This window comes from Gibbsiella dentisursi, from assembly GCF_039539505.1.
GTDB classification, from domain to species: Bacteria; Pseudomonadota; Gammaproteobacteria; order Enterobacterales; family Enterobacteriaceae; genus Gibbsiella; species Gibbsiella quercinecans.
Window position 1 is genome coordinate 144,022 of record NZ_BAABDG010000011.1, and the last position, 16,127, is coordinate 160,148.

The window sequence follows — 16,127 nt, forward strand, 5'->3', positions numbered from 1 at the left end:
CCTGCCTATCACCTGCATAATCCGTTATTATCTGCCATCCTTTTCTTATTAAAAAAATAGCCCCCCTTACCTCCGCCTCTATTAGCAACGGGAATAAAAATGGTTGTGTTAACAAAGGATGAAGTGCTGTACCACCAGGGGAGCCTGCTGACGCCGGAAGGCCAGATTGTTGCTTCCTACGATATTGAACAACAAAACACTTTTTCCAGCGATTATTACAGCCTGGCAGGCCAGGAAGGCATCTTGAATGCCGCCATGGCGCCTTTCCAGATTGACTATCGCGAGGTGGCACAGGTACACATAATTAACGGCATGGGCGTGACATTGGGCGATTCCATCATCGGCCTGACCGCCGTGGAAGCGCTGCGCACGATCAACCCGCAGTTACGCAGCCTGATTTACCGGCCGGGGCGTTCGCCCCACTATGTTGACACGCTATACCACCTGGCCGCCGGCGTGGTGGCCGAGATGCGCTGGCTGCCCTGGCCGCTGGCCCGCCTGCCGCGGCGGGAACTGCGTATTGATGCCGGCAACCAACTGTTCTGGCCCGCGTTCACGGCACTGCCCATGATCGATTTTTTCCTGCAGGCGCTGGGCGTTGATCCCGCCGCCGTTCCCCAGGAAGCGAAAACCAACCGCTGGCTGCAGCAGCTTTGTCTGCCCAACCTGCCGGCGCATGAACAATACCCGCAATACGTGCTGTTTTGCCCAATGGCGAGTACGCCGCTGCGCAGCATCCCGGCCAGCATGCATAGCCGCCTGGTTGACTGGCTTTGGGAAACATTCCGCTGCCCGGTATTGGGCTTTGGCGTGGTCAACCACCCGCACTACACCAATATTCAGGCGCTGTCGCCGGACACCGGCAGTTTTCTTGCCTGGGTGAAGCAAGCCCGGTACGTGCTAACCGCAGATACCGCTGCCGTACACATCGCCGCAGGGTATGATGTACCTACTACTGCCTTTTTCACATCCATTGCGCCGCAACTGCGGGTGCGGGATTACGCATATTGCCGGCCAGTATGGCTGAATATTCCGGCAATCAGTAATGTGCAGGCCAGCGCTCGCCCACAGGATTTGGCGCTGATCGGGCAGGCTTACAACAATGTCGATCTGGCTGCTTTGCCTATTGCGGAGAAATTCTGATGATAATGCCCCTGTTAAAGCGCGTGATGTTTGCCCTATTGGCTTTGGTGATGATCCAATCCAGCGCCTATAGCTTTACTCTGGAAGTCAGCGGGAAAATTAAAAATACCAACGACGATACCCATACCCGTTATATCTTCACCGATAAACAGTTGTATGCCATGCCGGTAAGCAGCATTATTACGTCGACATCATGGACGCCGAAGAAAAACTTTGAGGGTGTATTACTGTCGCAAATTTTGGAAACCGTCGGCGCCGAAGGCAGTACGATGACTTTCTATGCGTTGAACGATTATACCATCGATGTGCCGGTTTCCGACGTTGCCAAATATCAAATGATATTGGCTTACAGAATGGACGGTATTCCACTGCAAGTGAAAAACTTTGGCCCGCTGTTTTTGATTTATCCGCGTGACAGCGGCGATACAGAGCTCAATTCGCCGCTATATAACTCGCGTTTTATCTGGCAGATCAACAGGGTTGTAATTAAATGATATTTCTATTGTTTAAAAACCGCGGCAAATTGGTGATCCCGGCTATTTTCGCCATGCTGTTTCTGCTCGCTTCCACAGTCACGCTATATTACTACAGCGCCACCCTGTCGAAAAAAGGACTGTATGCGGTCGCCGGTACGCAGGAAAACTATTCCTGGGCAACGGCCAAATTCGCCATCAAACTGGCGGAGTTTGAAACGCTGATTGAGCAACAAAAACATACCGAGCAGCCCAATACGGATGAGATCCGGATGAAATTCGACATCCTGTATTCACGTTTCTTTGTATTGGAGGCCCCTTCAGAATCCACGGCGCCATTATATAACGAGCCAGGCTACCCGGAAGTTATTGATAAGATACGTTTTGAAATCAACAATATTGAGCAGTTGGTTTCCGGGGCGCAAATTGATTTGCCGCGCGTCTCCCAGGCGATGCACCAGCTAAAACCGCTGGCGATCGATATGGCGAACCTGGCGGATCACGCAGAGGTAAAACAACGCACCAATGCCTATCAGGACTTTATCGGCAAGCGCATGATCATTTTCTATGGCTTGGCGATTATCATGTTCTCGGTGATTGCCCTGATCGCGATTACGCTGATCGTCATCCGCCAGCAGCGCCAAACCATCAGCCAGCAGTCAAAAGCCATCCTGGCGGAACAGAAGGCCATTCGGACCAAAAATGCATTCCTGGGTGCCATTGGCCACGAATTGCGCACATCGCTGCAAAGCATCATGTCGGCCATTGATGTCCTGACTCATACACGCCTTTCTGCCGAGCATACGGACACCTTCCAACGCCTGGAAACTGCCGCACAGCAAATTGAAAGCCAAATGCGCGATCTGACTGACTACGCCCGCCTGGATAGCGGCATGATGGAGTTGCGCATCGTTTCCTTCAACGCCCAAAAGCTGATTGAGGAAACCGCCGGCGAGATCGCGGTGCTGGCGCAAAAAGACGGGGTGCGGTTAACCACCGAGATGGAGTTCACCCATACGCAAATCTATTCCGATCCGCTGCGCATCCAGCAGATCGTCACCAACCTGCTGACCAATGCCTTTAAATACACCGATAACGGCACCATTTCGCTATTTAGCTGTTTGCGCCGGCAGCCGAGCGGCAGCGCATTGATTATCGAAGTCACTGATACCGGCATCGGCATTGAAAAGCAAATGTTGAACCAGATATTTGAGCCTTTTACCCAGGTTGATCAGTCACATACTCGTCAGCACAGCGGCGTTGGTATGGGGCTGGCCATTGTTCACGGCCTGGTGGAATTGCTCAACGGCACCATTACGGTCTACAGCGAACTGAATAAGGGCACCACTTTTATTATCAGCATCCCGGTGGAAATTAACGAAGAGCCGGAAGCGCCACAAGCGCCAGCGGCAAACGAAAGCACGCTGAAAAAACAGCAATATATCCTGGTGGTGGATGACAATAAGGCGGCTGGCGACGCATTCAGCTCACTGCTGGGCAAGCTGGGTTATGAACATGAGCTGTGCGATTCACCCGAGCGCGCGCTGCAAAAGCTGCTGCGCAAACCCTATGACGCCTTGCTGTTGGATCTGCAGATGCCGGGGCTGGACGGCGCCGCTGTCGCGAAGCACCTGCGCAGCCAGCGTGGGCCGAACCGGGATATCCCGATTATTGGCATCAGCGCCTATGCGCCGGAACTGTTGCCCGCGGAACAGCGAGCCATGTTTGACGACTACCTGATGAAGCCCGTTCGGCTCAACGCGTTATCTGTAACGTTAACCGCACTGTTTACAGATTAAAACAGCGCTGCAATGCGGCTTCAATAACATGGAGCCGCACCGGTTTCTCATAGGGGCCCAACACGTCATAATCGCGCATTGCTCTGGCGATTTCCGACTCCCGCAGATCGGTGCCCAGTTGGCCAGTCAGCACCAGCACCGGCGCATCTGGGTTATCAGAGGCGCGAATCGCCTCAATGCATTGCTCGGCCGTTTCCTGCCCGATCAGCCAATCAACCACGTAGCCATCAAACAACCCTTTGCTCTGCGCTTCACAAAAACTTTCCACATCGTAAAACGCCAGCGCGTTGAACCCTTGGGCGTTTAAATACTTGGTCAGTTCATCGGCCACCTGGCGCGAATCATCAAGCACCGCAATGCTCAGCCGGTCATCTTCCGTGGCCGAAGGCCTGATCTCAATCAGTTCCACACTGTAGCGTTTCCCGGTTGGCATCTCTTCCGCACGATAAATAAACCAGCGTTCACCCTGCTGTAATGCGACAAACTCTGACGAACGCGCGCCAGAGAGTTCATGGCCGATATAGGCTTCGCAGGGGATGTCTACTCCGCCCACGGAAAAGATGGCATTACACGCCATAGCCTGCGGCAATGTGGTTTCGTGTTCAGCGCTCAGATCAACAATCGCCGCCGCCGGCTCGCCCAGCGCCGCAGCCACACCGTTGATTTGTTCCAACGTCCACGGGCTTTGCCCTTTCAGCTTACGATGCGCATGAGAAAAACTCAGCGCTAAAATACGGCTGAGTTCCTTGGCATGCTGACGCTTGCCGATCCCATGGTGCAAAAAGAGTTCCCGTACCCGGTTTGCTATCGACTGTGAATCGAATTTTTGGTGATTATTACCCATTGGTCCCTTCGATTATCCTGATTTATCAGTCGTTTCGATGCTTCACTGCATAAAAATGCTATCCAAAACTGGTATATTATGCAATCTTACACTTAAACATTGCTTGACATACCATGTTGTATGGTAAAACATGGTACCAAAAGCTACACACAGCAGCACACAATAAAAATAATAGTAAATTAGTTTACCGAATAACCATAACAACACCAGGGATACTCATCTTCGGTTGCAGACTTTTAAAATAGTTAGTGCCAAATAAGCTGCAATTTACCCGAAGTGAGATCATTAACGCTAATCGCGTATACGGCCGGTGCCTGTAAAAGGCCCGGTTTTTTTATTTTCGTCGCCCACCCTGCCGTTCATCAGACCAGGCGCTTTTCTGCAGATTGGGGAATAGCGGTGGGGAATGTGTCACGCCTTCATCGCCCCTAAACAGGGCACGGTGTTGCAAGGGGTTAGTCCTCCTGGCGCGCCTTTTCGTCTTCATTTGCCTGGCGCAATATCGCTTTCGCCATCCATTGCGTCACATCTTGAATCTCTGCGAGATCCAGGCCCCAGATATCTTTCAGCACCAGGAAAACCTCCGAGCCATAAATTAATGAAAATGCGTGGATCACGCGCTGCAGCGAATCGGGTGATAGCTTGCCATCCAGCGGCTCCACGGCCATTTTCAGCAGGCGTTTACGGTTGCCCCGGACAAATTTCTCCCCCGGCGTCGCATTCGCCCACTGCTGCAAAGAAAGCTGCAAGGCCGCGCGCAGGGCGCCTTCGTGCTGTTCCATTTGCGGATAGGCAAACGCCAACAGCTGTTGGATACGCTTAAGGGCATCGTTGTCCTGCGGCTGCCATTCAAGGATTGGCCCGAGGCTTTCCGCCACTACGGCGGCAATCAGGGCGCTTTGGGTAGGAAAATAACGGTAGGCGGTAGCACGGGAAACCTGCGCATACGCAGCCAGTTCAGTCACTGAAGGGAATTTGCCATCGTCATAAAGCGCCATGGCGCTGGCCAACAATAGATTACGGGTTTTAGCACGGGTGTGCGTCAAAGACTTCTCCGACGTAACAGGAAATGCGGATATTGGCACGGCCACCTCAAAAATTTCGTCATGTCGTCCGGCCCCGGAGCAAACATGATAAACGCTCTGGCCGGGTAAAATTCTGGCTTCCCCGCCACAAGAAAAAGCATGTTTATGCTGTGTGGTGAGACTATAGTCTCACTTTGTATTAAATTTAACTTGCATAAATGAGATTGCAGTCTCATTATATACACAAAATCATCGGCTGTGCCATATTGACCAACACTAGGGTTCCCAACCTAACTATAGCTTTATCACTAGAATAATTTGTTCGGATATTTACCGAACATTTCCAGGAACAGGCGATGATGAATACCCCAGCTTTTGTCTATATTGCTACCACAGCAGATACCAAAGGACAAGAGTTGGACTATGTGCGTAGCCTGATCGCCAGTTTTGGTTTGTCCCCCCTTACGATTGATCTTTCCACTCTCGGCGTATCGCACGATCAAACCGATATCTCCTCACTGGACGTTGCCCGCTACCATCCTAATGGCCCAGAGGCGGTATTCTGCTCCCATCGTGGCCAGGCCACTGCGGCAATGGCGGTGGCCTTCGAACGTTTTATCCTGACACGCACAGATATTGCCGCATTGCTTGGCCTGGGCGGCTCAAGCGGCACAGCGATGATCACGCCGGCGATGCAGCAGCTTCCCATTGGTTTGCCAAAACTCATGGTCTCCAGCATGGCCGCCGGCGATATCTCTGGCTACATCGGCGCCAGTGATATCAGCATGATGTATTCCGTGACGGATATCGCCGGCCTAAACCGTATTTCACGGAAGGTGCTGGGCAATGCCGCCCGCCAAATTGCCGGCGCCGTGCGATTCTCTGGTGCTGACGATAGCGGCTGCAAACCGGCCACCGGGCTGACCATGTTTGGCGTCACCACGCCCTGTGTCAAAGCGATCACCCGCGCCATTGAGCCGCAATGGGATTGCCTGGTGTTCCACGCCACCGGCAGCGGCGGCCGGGCGATGGAGAAATTGATCGATAGCCACCTGTTGGACGTGGTGCTTGATCTGACCACCACAGAGGTCTGCGATTATTTGTTTGATGGCGTGCTGGCCTGCAATGAAGACCGCTTCGGCGCGATTGCCCGCACCAACGTGCCCTGCGTGATGTCCTGCGGCGCGCTGGACATGATTAACTTTGGCTCGCCCAAGACCGTGCCAGCCCGCTATGCCAACCGCCAATTTTACCATCACAACGCGCAGGTGACGCTAATGCGCACCACGCCGGAAGAAAATGCCCATATGGGCCGTTGGATCGGCGAAAAGCTGAATGCCTGTGAGGGGGAAGTCCGCTTTATCATACCGGAAGGGGGAATTTCCGCGCTGGATGCGCCCGGGCAGCCATTCTGGGATCCGGCCGCGTTATCCGCGTTCATCCGCGCCCTGGAAAGCACGCTACAACCTACAGCGAAACGGCGCATCATCAAAGTGCCTGACCATATCAACGATCCGGGCTTTGCTCTGGCCGTCATCGAACAATTTCGGCTGATTTCACCTATTGCCGAATGATATTGCAGAAATAAAAAAAGCCCGATGACAATCGGGCCTGGTAATGGATTAACGCACGGAGAACTTATTCTTCAGGAGCGTGATGTTCCTGCATTTTTTTCATGTGTTCTTCCATTTTCTTTTCGTGCTTCTGATAGTTCTCGTTGTATTGTTTTTTCTGCTCTGGGGTCAGCAGGTTATACACTTTATTTTCGGCTTTAACGCGTGCCAGCATACGCTCTGCCTGGGCTTTGCTGAAAGCGTCAATTTGTTCTTTGGCTTTTGCTTCATCGAAGCTGTCGGCAGCAACCAGGCTATGCAGCGCCTGACGATCGTTTCTACCGGCAAAGCCGTCTTTCGGATGTGATTCTTTCATAATATCGCGAATTTGCTGGCGCTGCTGTTCGGTCAGGTTCAAACCGGCAAATGGGCCACCTTTCTTATCATGGCCTTTGTGATGCATCATTTTTGCGGGTGGTGCATCCGGCGCGCTTGCAGAGGTATCCGCTGCAAATGCCATAGAGGCAGAACCCAGCGCCAAAGTGGAAGCAACAAATAAAGCGGTCAGTTTACGCATAATAAATTCCTTAAAAATTATTGTTCGTTATAAGCGCTGAAAACTTACAGGCTTATCGTGTCGTCGGAGATAATAATAAGCTAATTAACTTATAGTAATGCGTGGGAGTGTAAACTTTTTAAAAATCAAAAGGGTATTAATTGCTAAATATGTAAGAATTATGGAGATAGTGTTTAGCCGGTGGAAAGTTTAATTTCAGATGGCAGGAGTAAGTTTAAAAAGGGAGGCCATTCACACATTTTTATTGTTATTTAAACACGTCATAAGGCAACAGACCTTCAACCGCACACCATGATACAGAAATCCTACCGGCTGCTGCCCTTTTCCGGCGTATCTTTAACACGCCATCGTCGAACCAGCCCCCCTCGTTCCCCAAATCATGGTCAGATTTGGCTATAATCAGCGCTAAGACATTCGATTATCATTAAGGAAATCACAACGTAATGCCTACAGGACCAGATAAAGAACCCCAGCAGCCCCAGGGAGCGGCAGCCCAAAAAACACCGCTTGCCATTAAAACCGGCAATCACAATATTGATAAGGGCATCAGCGGCACCGTCCGCCTGGTGGAGCGGATCAAAGCCTGGCCAAGCGTTGCCCATATGCTACGCGCAACGAATCGGTTTAACGATCGCCTGGGCAGCCAGTTCGGCGCGGCCATTACCTACTTCTCTTTCCTGTCGCTCATCCCGATTCTGATGGTGTCATTTGCTGCGGTGGGTTTTGTGCTGGCCTCCAACCCCGATCTGCTCGCCAGCCTGATTAACCGGATAGTCAACAGCATCAGCGATCCTGCGCTGGCCAGTACGCTGAAAAACACCGTCAACACGGCCATCCAGCAGCGCACCACTGTGGGCTTAACCGGGTTAGCGCTGGCGCTTTATTCCGGCGTCAGTTGGATGGGCAACCTGCGCGAGGCCATCCGGGCACAGTCCCGCGATGTCTGGGAGCGCAACCCGCAGGATCAGGAGAAAATTTACTTCCGCTATACCCGGGACTTTATCTCGCTCACCGGCCTGGTGGTTGCACTGATTGTTACCCTCTCGCTGACCTCTATCGCCGGGGCTGCCCAGGCCGCCATCGTGCAGGCGTTGGGGCTGGACGACATAGAATGGCTACGCCCGGCGATGACACTGATCGCGATGGCCATTTCCATCTTTGCCAACTATCTCCTGTTCCTGTGGATTTTCTGGATGCTGCCGCGCCATAAACCAAAGAAAAAGGCGCTGCTGCGCGGCACGCTCCTGGCGGCGATAGGTTTTGAAGTGATCAAGTTCATCATGACCATGACACTGCCCCAACTGGCAAAGTCCCCTTCGGGCGCCGCGTTTGGTTCAGTGATTGGTCTGATGGCCTTTTTCTACTTCTTCGCCCGTTTAACGCTGTTTTGCGCCGCCTGGATCGCCACGGCGCAATATAAGGAAGACGAACCCCTGCCACCCCGCCGTTGAGCGCGATGCAATCATGCCGGTCATACCCTTATGATCGGCATTTTATTCTAGGAAAGCGGTTAAAAATCAGCATATAGCCCCAAAACAGAAACGCCTTGGATCCAATAACCAGCATAACAAACTACCCGATAACTTTTATTCGTCGATTTATCAGCATCTCACTCTACGCTATGTTAAATAAACGGCATTTATAACCATAAATCATAACCATATTAATACATTAATCTATTTACTGATTTACCGCAGCGCTGCACAAAGTTTCGCCGTTGAAAAGCCAATTTGCTGTGTCTAAGATGGCCCTTTACAAAAGGAAAACATAAGAAATAACTATGCAAGCTTCCATCGCAACACCCATCGATGCTGACGAAACGTCAACACCCATTAACTCCCGCGGAAAAGTCATCGTCGCCTCGTTGGTCGGCACCGCTATCGAGTTTTTTGATTTTTATATCTATGCCACAGCAGCCGTGATCGTCTTCCCGCATATTTTCTTTCCACAGGGCGATCCCACTACGGCTACGTTGCAGTCACTGGCGACTTTCGCCGTCGCCTTTATCGCCCGCCCGATCGGCTCTGCGCTGTTCGGCCACTTTGGCGATCGCGTAGGGCGTAAAGTGACGCTGGTCGCTTCGCTGCTTACCATGGGCATCTCCACCGTGCTGATTGGCCTGCTGCCAGGGTACGAAACCATCGGCGTGTTTGCGCCTATGCTGCTGGCGCTGGCTCGCTTTGGCCAGGGGCTGGGGTTAGGGGGAGAATGGGGCGGCGCAGCCCTGCTGGCGACGGAAAATGCCCCGGCGCGCAAACGTGCGCTGTATGGCTCATTCCCACAGTTGGGCGCGCCTATCGGCTTCTTCTTCGCCAACGGCACCTTCTTGCTGCTTTCTTGGCTGCTGACCGACCAACAGTTCATGGAGTGGGGCTGGCGCGTGCCGTTTATCCTGTCCGCCGCGCTGGTGCTGATCGGCCTGTACGTTCGCGTATCGCTGCATGAAACCCCGGTGTTCACCAAAGTGGCCAAAGCCGGTAAACAGGTAAAAGTGCCGCTTGGCACGCTGCTTAGCAAACACCTGAAAGCCACCATCCTCGGCACGTTCATCATGCTGGCGACCTATACGCTGTTCTACCTGATGACGGTGTATTCGATGACCTACGGCACCACGGCACAGCCGTTAGGGCTGGGATATTCCCGCAACAGCTTCCTGTGGATGCTGATGGTGGCCGTTATCGGCTTCGGTATTACGATCCCGCTTGCGGGTATGCTGGCAGACGCCTTCGGGCGCCGGCGCACCATGATCGTCGTTACCCTGGTGATGATCGCCTTCGCCTTTATCTTCCCAAGCCTGTTGGGCTCCGGTAATCAGGTATTGGTAATGGGCTTCCTGCTGTGCGGCCTGAGCATCATGGGCCTGACCTTTGGCCCGATGGGCGCCCTGCTGCCGGAGCTGTTCCCTACGGAAGTGCGTTATACCGGGGCATCGTTCTCGTATAACGTAGCATCGATCCTGGGCGCCTCCGTCGCACCCTATATCGCGACCTGGCTGGCGGCCAATTATGGCCTGTTCTATGTCGGGATTTACCTGGCAGTGATGTCAACGCTCACGCTGCTTGCCCTGCTGGCAATGAAAGAAACCCGCCACCAATCACTGTAAGCACCACGGCGGCCCTTATCATCGGGCCGCCAACTTCCTGTCATAAATCCGGTGTATACCCTAAATAGCTCGCGTTGCAAAACCCAAACGCCAATCGCATTTCGGCTCTGCAAATTGAAGATGACGGGATATCTTATTGTTTTAAATCATTAACGGATTACCATAATGACGTTGCGCCGTATATTGTCCGTGCTCATTACGCTATTAGTATTAGCTGCCATCGCATACGCAGGCTATGCCTGGCTAAAACCCTCCCACCCCGATGCCTTGTGGCATATCGTCAGCCAGCAGTGCCTGCCTAATCAGCAAAAAAACCATAGCCCGGCCCCCTGCGTCCAGGCGGATGAGCAACAAGGCGTTGTGCTGCTGAAGGATCGCAACGGCCCGCTCCAATATTTGCTGATCCCCATTCGCAAAATCACCGGCATCGAAAGCCCACTGCTGCTGGAGCCGAACACGCCAAACTTCTTTGCCCTGGCATGGCAGGCCCGCCATTTGATGGCCGATAAGTACGGCAAGCCAATTGATGACGATAATATCTCGCTGGCAATAAATTCTGAATATGGCCGCACGCAGAACCAACTTCATATCCATATTTCCTGCTTACAACCCGAGGTAAAAACCCGGCTGGCGCAAGTGGCAGCCAGTGCCGGCAAGCAATGGCAACCGCTGCCGGGCGGGCTTATGGGGAACGATTACCTGATGCGCCGCGTCAGCCCCAGTGAGCTGGCACAGGCAGGGGCGTTTCATCTGCTGGCCCAGGGCGTTGATGGCGCACGTGACAACATGGGCCACTACGGCCTGGCCATGACGGAACTGCCAGGCGGGGATTTTCTGCTATTGACAACCCATTTGAGCCTGTTGCCGTATACGCTGGCTTCCGCCGAAGAGATTCAGGACCACCGTTGCGCAGTGCTGAACCCGGCACCATAAGTTTCAATGATTCGTTCACCGTGCCTGGCACACAAAAAACCGCTACAGTTAATAGCAACACCCATAATCAATGCGGAGAAACGCCATGCCCTACGTCAACATCAAGATCACCCGCGAAGGCGCCACGCCCGAACAGAAAAAACAGCTGATCGCCGGCGTAACACAGCTTTTGGTTGATACCCTGGGGAAAAACCCCGCGACTACGGTCGTGGTCATTGATGAGGTAGAAACCGATAACTGGGGGATCGGTGGGCAGGCCGTCACCGATCTGCGCGCCGCCGCCAAATAAGTGCCCCTTACTTAATTAACGGGAAATCGTGCATTTCCCGCTCTCAACATAAGAATAAAACAACGTTTTATTTTTATTGACTCGCTGCGACCCAGTGTTGAGACTAGACGATATTTCATTCATCACTTCTCTTCACACCAGGGGTTATCATGACGCGCAAAAAGCTCGCCATCATTGGCGAATGCATGATTGAACTGTCACAAAGCGGTACGGTTCTGCACCGTGGCTTTGGTGGCGACACGCTCAATACCGCCGTATACACGGCCCGGCAGGTGCCAGAACAGGCATTGGCGGTGCATTATGTCACCGCCCTGGGCACCGACAGTTTCAGCGATGACATGCTGCAGGCCTGGCAGCAAGAAAAGGTGGATACCTCGCTGATTCAGCGGCTGGAAAACAAACTGCCGGGGTTATACGTGATCGAAACCGACGCCACGGGTGAACGCACGTTCTATTATTGGCGTAACGATGCCGCTGCGCGTTATTGGCTGGATGGCCCAACGGCAGAGGCGTTGTGCGACACGCTGGCGCAGTTCGATTACCTTTACCTGAGCGGCATTAGCATTGCGATCCTCGCGCCGGCTAGCCGCCAGAAGCTGTTCAACATGCTGCGGCAATGCCGTGCCAACGGCGGCAAGGTGATTTTTGACAATAACTACCGCCCGCGCCTGTGGGCCAGCAAGGCAGAGGCCCAACAGGCCTACCAGAGCGTGCTTTCCTGTACCGATATCGCCTTCCTGACGCTGGATGATGAAGACCTTCTGTGGGGCAAACAGCCTGTGCAGCAGGTGGTGGCGCGCACCCAGGGTTACGGCGTCAATGAAATCGTCATCAAACGCGGCGCAGAGTCTTGCCTGATCTTCACCGGCGAGGGGGCGACCTATGACGTCCCGGCAGTAAAACTCCCGGCAGAGAAAGTGGTGGATACCACGGCGGCGGGCGATTCCTTCGGCGCGGGCTATCTGGCAGTGCGTTTGGCAGGCGGTAGCGCGGAAGCTGCGGCGCAACGTGGCCACCTCACCGCCAGCGCAGTCATCCAGCGCCGTGGCGCCATTATCCCGCAGGCCGCCATGCCGGCATAACCCGCAGTAAAATAGAGATAAAAAAAAGGCCCAGCATGCTGGGCCCTGTTGGTATGGCGGGTATTAACCTGCCACAGCGATACGTTTCATGTCCGTCATGTAGCCACGCAGTTTGCGGCCAATGGCTTCGATTGGGTGATTACGCACCGCTTCATTCACATCACGCAGTTGCGCATTGTCAACGGCGGTAGCCGCAACGGCCTTGCCCAGATCGCCCGCCTGCAGGGTATTCATGAAATCTTTCAGCAACGGCACCGCGGCGTTAGCGAACAGGTAGTTACCGTATTCCGCCGTATCAGAGATAACCACGTTCATCTCATACAGGCGTTTACGCGCGATGGTGTTGGCAATCAGCGGCAGCTCGTGCAGCGATTCATAGTAAGCGGATTCTTCAATAATGCCGGAAGACACCATGGTTTCGAAGGCCAGTTCAACGCCCGCTTTCACCATTGCAATCATCAGCACGCCGTTATCGAAGTATTCCTGCTCGCCGATTTTGCCTTCGAACTGCTGCGCATTTTCAAACGCGGTTTTACCGGTTTCTTCACGCCAGGTCAGCAGTTTCACATCATCTTCCGCCCAGTCAGCCATCATGCCGCTGGAGAAGGCGCCAGAGATAATGTCGTCCATGTGTTTTTGGAACAACGGCGCCATAATGCCTTTCAGCTGTTCAGACAGCGCGTAAGCGCGCAGCTTGGCCGGATTGGACAGGCGATCCATCATCAGGGTGATACCGCCCTGTTTCAGCGCTTCGGTCACGGTTTCCCAACCGTACTGAATCAGTTTTTCCGCATAGGCCGGATCGGTGCCTTCAGCCACCAGCTTGTCAAAGCACAGCAGAGAACCCGCCTGCAGCATACCGCACAGAATCGTCTGCTCACCCATCAGGTCAGACTTCACTTCAGCCACGAAGGAGGATTCCAGAACGCCGGCACGGTGGCCGCCGGTGGCTGCCGCCCATGCTTTGGCGATTGCCATGCCTTCACCCTGCGGATCGTTTTCCGGGTGAACCGCGATCAGGGTCGGCACGCCGAAACCACGTTTGTATTCTTCACGCACTTCAGTACCAGGACATTTTGGCGCCACCATGACCACCGTAATGTCTTTACGAATCTGCTCGCCAACTTCAACGATGTTGAAACCGTGGGAATAGCCCAGCGCAGAACCTTTTTTCATCAGCGGTTGTACCGCACGCACGACCGCAGAGTGCTGTTTGTCCGGCGTCAGGTTAACCACCAGATCCGCCTGCGGGATCAGGTCTTCGTAGGTGCCGACGGTGAAACCATTCTCGGTCGCTTTGCGCCATGAAGGGCGTTTTTCTTCGATCGCTGCTTTACGCAGGGCATAGGAGATATCCAGGCCCGAATCGCGCATGTTCAGCCCTTGGTTCAGGCCCTGGGCGCCACAGCCGACAATCACCACTTTTTTACCTTTCAGGTAGTTTGCCTCATCCGCAAATTCTTCACGCGCCATAAAGCGACACTTACCCAATTGCGCCAACTGCTGGCGCAGGTTCAATGTGTTGAAATAATTAGCCATGGTGGTACTCCAGTTTTAATGTTGTGTCGATACGAGAGATCGATGTTATTTTCACTATCCCGTCCTGTCTGTACGGAGATACGTTGAGCTCAATGTATAACAGGAAATGCGTTGCTTAAATTGATATATTAAGAACGCTATATTGCAATTTCTGCAACATACCTGCTGCGAGCATACCGATATGGATTTGCGTGATTTAAAGCTGTTCTTACATCTTGCCGAAAGCCATCACTTCGGCCGCACCGCCAAGGCGACGCACGTCAGCCCATCCACGCTTTCCCGGCAGATCCAACGGTTGGAGGAAGGCCTCGGGCAACCGTTATTTCTGCGCGATAACCGCACCGTGCAATTAACCGACGCGGGCGAACAGCTGAAAACCTTTGCCCAGCAAACGCTGTTGCAGTATCAACAGTTGAAGCACGCGATCGGCCAACACGGCCCCTCACTCAGCGGCGAGCTGCGGGTATTTTGTTCGGTGACTGCCGCTTATAGCCACCTGCCGCCGATTCTTGACCGCTTCCGCGCGCAGCATCCGCTGGTCGAAATTAAACTAACCACCGGCGATGCCGCCGATGCGGTCGATAAAGTCCAGTCCAGCGAAGCCGATCTCGGCCTGGCTGGCCGCCCGGAAACCCTGCCCGGCAGCATCGAGTTCACCAAAATCGGCGATATTCCGATGGAGCTTATCGTGCCGGCGCTCCCCTGTGCCGCACGCACCCAGGCACTGGCCGAACAGCCCGACTGGGCCAGCATTCCCTTTATCCTGCCGGAGTATGGCCCGTCGCGAAAACGCGTTGATCTGTGGTTCCGCCGCCTGCGCATCAGTAACCCGCTGATTTACGCTACGGTCAGCGGCCACGAAGCGATCGTTTCCATGGTGGCGCTCGGCTGCGGCATTGCGCTAATCCCAAGCGTGGTGCTGGAACACAGCCCGGAACCGGTGCGCAACCGCGTGTCGCAGTTGGATCACGTACCGATGGTCGAGCCGTTCGATCTGGGCGTTTGCGTGCAGAAAAAACGCCTTAACGATCCACTGATCGACGCCTTCTGGCATGTGTTGCTGTCATAGATCGGCCGGATCGATCTGCTTCATGGCTTCAACCTGCATCAGCCAGTCATAAAGCGGAGCAAGCTGTTGGAAGCCCTGCGCTAGGCTGGCCGGCAGCGTGGCGCTGAACGCTTTCTCAACCTGGGGATCCGTCACCATCACGGCAAAAGACTTGCGGTGATACCAGGTTGACAGCTCCTCGGCCAAATCCTTCACCAGCAGGCGTTTATAACGCTCGCCAACCAGCTCAAACGGCGGCTGGCAGCATTGCGCCACCGCCAGAAACTGCTGCGGCCGGCGTTGCAACGTATGGCGGAACAGATCCATCGTGGCCTTGTTGGCGCTGTAATACCCCAGCCCATAGCGCAACATGTCGGGGCCGATTTCAAAAAAGTACGCCGGCGCATCCTTCCAGTCCTTGCTTGGCCGCTTAAACGTCAGCCACAGGCGGCTGCGGTAGCGCGACTTATCGTGTGAAAAACGCGTATCGCGATGAATACGCGACAGCGTCTTCCCGATGGCGGGCCGCGTTTCGAACTGCGGATCAATCGCCAACATCGCCGGCGCCAGTTGATCCACCAGCGCGCGGAACGGCGCCAGCAATTCACGTTCATACACGCCACGGTTGGCCTCGAACCACTCCTTGTCGTTTTCGCGGCATACCTGCTGCAAAAAGGTCAACCCTTGCTGGCTGAAACCGGTAAACTGCTGCGCCATTG

15 protein-coding genes are annotated in these 16,127 nt (G+C 53.9%); 10 read left to right on the forward strand and 5 right to left on the reverse strand.

The genetic code is table 11. The features are described from left to right. The first annotated feature begins 99 nt into the window (after positions 1 to 99). Genes ABFX35_RS22885 through ABFX35_RS22895 form a run of 3 tightly spaced genes read left to right on the forward strand, consistent with a single transcriptional unit; the run spans position 100 to position 3,415 of the window. A complete protein-coding gene (locus ABFX35_RS22885) occupies positions 100 to 1,143 on the forward strand; it encodes a glycosyltransferase family 9 protein (protein ID WP_346083048.1) in 1,044 nt (347 codons plus the stop codon). Then, positions 1,143 to 1,637: a putative pterin-binding protein gene (locus ABFX35_RS22890; protein ID WP_279025427.1), complete on the forward strand. Its 495-nt coding sequence runs from the start codon at positions 1,143 to 1,145 to the stop codon at positions 1,635 to 1,637. Before ABFX35_RS22885 ends, ABFX35_RS22890 begins: the two co-directional genes overlap by 1 nt. Further along, positions 1,634 to 3,415 carry an ATP-binding response regulator gene (locus tag ABFX35_RS22895; protein WP_279025429.1) on the forward strand — a complete coding sequence of 594 codons (1,782 nt, stop codon included), beginning with the start codon at positions 1,634 to 1,636 and terminating at the stop codon, positions 3,413 to 3,415. Before ABFX35_RS22890 ends, ABFX35_RS22895 begins: the two co-directional genes overlap by 4 nt. Here the strand turns inward: ABFX35_RS22895 and ABFX35_RS22900 are convergent. Both ABFX35_RS22900 and ABFX35_RS22905 read right to left on the reverse strand, forming a co-directional pair. Then, complete coding sequence (locus ABFX35_RS22900) at positions 3,405 to 4,259, reverse strand: helix-turn-helix domain-containing protein (protein ID WP_095846671.1); 855 nt, start codon at positions 4,257 to 4,259, stop codon at positions 3,405 to 3,407. The two genes, ABFX35_RS22895 and ABFX35_RS22900, sit on opposite strands and share 11 nt — an antisense overlap. Positions 4,260 to 4,714: 455 nt before the next feature. Beyond that, positions 4,715 to 5,257: a TetR/AcrR family transcriptional regulator gene (locus ABFX35_RS22905; RefSeq protein ID WP_279025446.1), complete on the reverse strand. Its 543-nt coding sequence runs from the start codon at positions 5,255 to 5,257 to the stop codon at positions 4,715 to 4,717. 383 nt (positions 5,258 to 5,640) lie between these two features. Between ABFX35_RS22905 and ABFX35_RS22910 the strand changes: the two genes are divergently transcribed. Further along, a complete protein-coding gene (locus tag ABFX35_RS22910; protein WP_279025433.1) occupies positions 5,641 to 6,858 on the forward strand; it encodes a Tm-1-like ATP-binding domain-containing protein in 1,218 nt (405 codons plus the stop codon). Between the two features lie 64 nt (positions 6,859 to 6,922). Here ABFX35_RS22910 and spy read toward each other — a convergent pair whose 3' ends face one another. Further along, complete coding sequence (gene spy, locus ABFX35_RS22915; RefSeq protein WP_095846668.1) at positions 6,923 to 7,414, reverse strand: ATP-independent periplasmic protein-refolding chaperone Spy; 492 nt, start codon at positions 7,412 to 7,414, stop codon at positions 6,923 to 6,925. Positions 7,415 to 7,857: 443 nt separating this feature from the next. Here spy and yhjD point away from each other — a divergent pair, with 443 nt between their 5' ends. From yhjD to kdgK, 5 genes are all read left to right on the forward strand, one after another. Beyond that, a complete protein-coding gene (yhjD, locus tag ABFX35_RS22920) occupies positions 7,858 to 8,865 on the forward strand; it encodes an inner membrane protein YhjD (protein ID WP_279025436.1) in 1,008 nt (335 codons plus the stop codon). Positions 8,866 to 9,194: 329 nt separating this feature from the next. Continuing rightward, positions 9,195 to 10,517, forward strand: a complete 1,323-nt coding sequence (locus tag ABFX35_RS22925) for an MFS transporter (RefSeq protein ID WP_279025437.1) — start codon at positions 9,195 to 9,197, stop codon at positions 10,515 to 10,517. A 165-nt stretch (positions 10,518 to 10,682) separates the two neighbouring features. Next, on the forward strand, positions 10,683 to 11,450 hold the full coding sequence (locus ABFX35_RS22930) for a CDP-diacylglycerol diphosphatase (protein ID WP_346083051.1): 768 nt from the start codon (positions 10,683 to 10,685) through the stop codon (positions 11,448 to 11,450). An 85-nt stretch (positions 11,451 to 11,535) separates the two neighbouring features. Next, the gene (locus tag ABFX35_RS22935; RefSeq protein ID WP_279025439.1) at positions 11,536 to 11,739 is read left to right on the forward strand and encodes a 2-hydroxymuconate tautomerase family protein; all 204 of its coding nucleotides are present in this window, start codon (positions 11,536 to 11,538) and stop codon (positions 11,737 to 11,739) included. Between the two features lie 149 nt (positions 11,740 to 11,888). Next, positions 11,889 to 12,821 (forward strand): 2-dehydro-3-deoxygluconokinase, encoded by a 933-nt coding sequence (kdgK, locus tag ABFX35_RS22940; protein WP_346083053.1) that lies wholly within the window; start codon positions 11,889 to 11,891, stop codon positions 12,819 to 12,821. Between the two features lie 63 nt (positions 12,822 to 12,884). Here kdgK and ilvC read toward each other — a convergent pair whose 3' ends face one another. Then, positions 12,885 to 14,360, reverse strand: a complete 1,476-nt coding sequence (gene ilvC, locus ABFX35_RS22945) for a ketol-acid reductoisomerase (RefSeq protein ID WP_095846662.1) — start codon at positions 14,358 to 14,360, stop codon at positions 12,885 to 12,887. A 181-nt stretch (positions 14,361 to 14,541) separates the two neighbouring features. Here ilvC and ilvY point away from each other — a divergent pair, with 181 nt between their 5' ends. Next, the gene (ilvY, locus tag ABFX35_RS22950) at positions 14,542 to 15,429 is read left to right on the forward strand and encodes an HTH-type transcriptional activator IlvY (protein WP_121555829.1); all 888 of its coding nucleotides are present in this window, start codon (positions 14,542 to 14,544) and stop codon (positions 15,427 to 15,429) included. Here the strand turns inward: ilvY and ABFX35_RS22955 are convergent. Next, positions 15,424 to 16,125 carry a DUF2461 domain-containing protein gene (locus ABFX35_RS22955; protein WP_095846661.1) on the reverse strand — a complete coding sequence of 234 codons (702 nt, stop codon included), beginning with the start codon at positions 16,123 to 16,125 and terminating at the stop codon, positions 15,424 to 15,426. The genes ilvY and ABFX35_RS22955 overlap by 6 nt on opposite strands. Between the last annotated feature and the right edge of the window lie 2 nt (positions 16,126 to 16,127).

Excerpts from the sequence above, each read along its gene's own strand:
- ABFX35_RS22885 (WP_346083048.1), top strand. The coding sequence starts at position 100 with ATGGTTGTGTTAACAAAGGATGAAGTGCTGTACCACCAGGGGAGCCTG.
- ABFX35_RS22890 (WP_279025427.1), top strand. The coding sequence starts at position 1,143 with ATGATAATGCCCCTGTTAAAGCGCGTGATGTTTGCCCTATTGGCTTTG.
- ABFX35_RS22895 (WP_279025429.1), top strand. The coding sequence starts at position 1,634 with ATGATATTTCTATTGTTTAAAAACCGCGGCAAATTGGTGATCCCGGCT.
- ABFX35_RS22900 (WP_095846671.1), bottom strand. The coding sequence starts at position 4,259 with ATGGGTAATAATCACCAAAAATTCGATTCACAGTCGATAGCAAACCGG.
- ABFX35_RS22905 (WP_279025446.1), bottom strand. The coding sequence starts at position 5,257 with ATGGCGCTTTATGACGATGGCAAATTCCCTTCAGTGACTGAACTGGCT.
- ABFX35_RS22910 (WP_279025433.1), top strand. The coding sequence starts at position 5,641 with ATGATGAATACCCCAGCTTTTGTCTATATTGCTACCACAGCAGATACC.
- spy (WP_095846668.1), bottom strand. The coding sequence starts at position 7,414 with ATGCGTAAACTGACCGCTTTATTTGTTGCTTCCACTTTGGCGCTGGGT.
- yhjD (WP_279025436.1), top strand. The coding sequence starts at position 7,858 with ATGCCTACAGGACCAGATAAAGAACCCCAGCAGCCCCAGGGAGCGGCA.
- ABFX35_RS22925 (WP_279025437.1), top strand. The coding sequence starts at position 9,195 with ATGCAAGCTTCCATCGCAACACCCATCGATGCTGACGAAACGTCAACA.
- ABFX35_RS22930 (WP_346083051.1), top strand. The coding sequence starts at position 10,683 with ATGACGTTGCGCCGTATATTGTCCGTGCTCATTACGCTATTAGTATTA.
- ABFX35_RS22935 (WP_279025439.1), top strand. The coding sequence starts at position 11,536 with ATGCCCTACGTCAACATCAAGATCACCCGCGAAGGCGCCACGCCCGAA.
- kdgK (WP_346083053.1), top strand. The coding sequence starts at position 11,889 with ATGACGCGCAAAAAGCTCGCCATCATTGGCGAATGCATGATTGAACTG.
- ilvC (WP_095846662.1), bottom strand. The coding sequence starts at position 14,360 with ATGGCTAATTATTTCAACACATTGAACCTGCGCCAGCAGTTGGCGCAA.
- ilvY (WP_121555829.1), top strand. The coding sequence starts at position 14,542 with ATGGATTTGCGTGATTTAAAGCTGTTCTTACATCTTGCCGAAAGCCAT.
- ABFX35_RS22955 (WP_095846661.1), bottom strand. The coding sequence starts at position 16,125 with ATGGCGCAGCAGTTTACCGGTTTCAGCCAGCAAGGGTTGACCTTTTTG.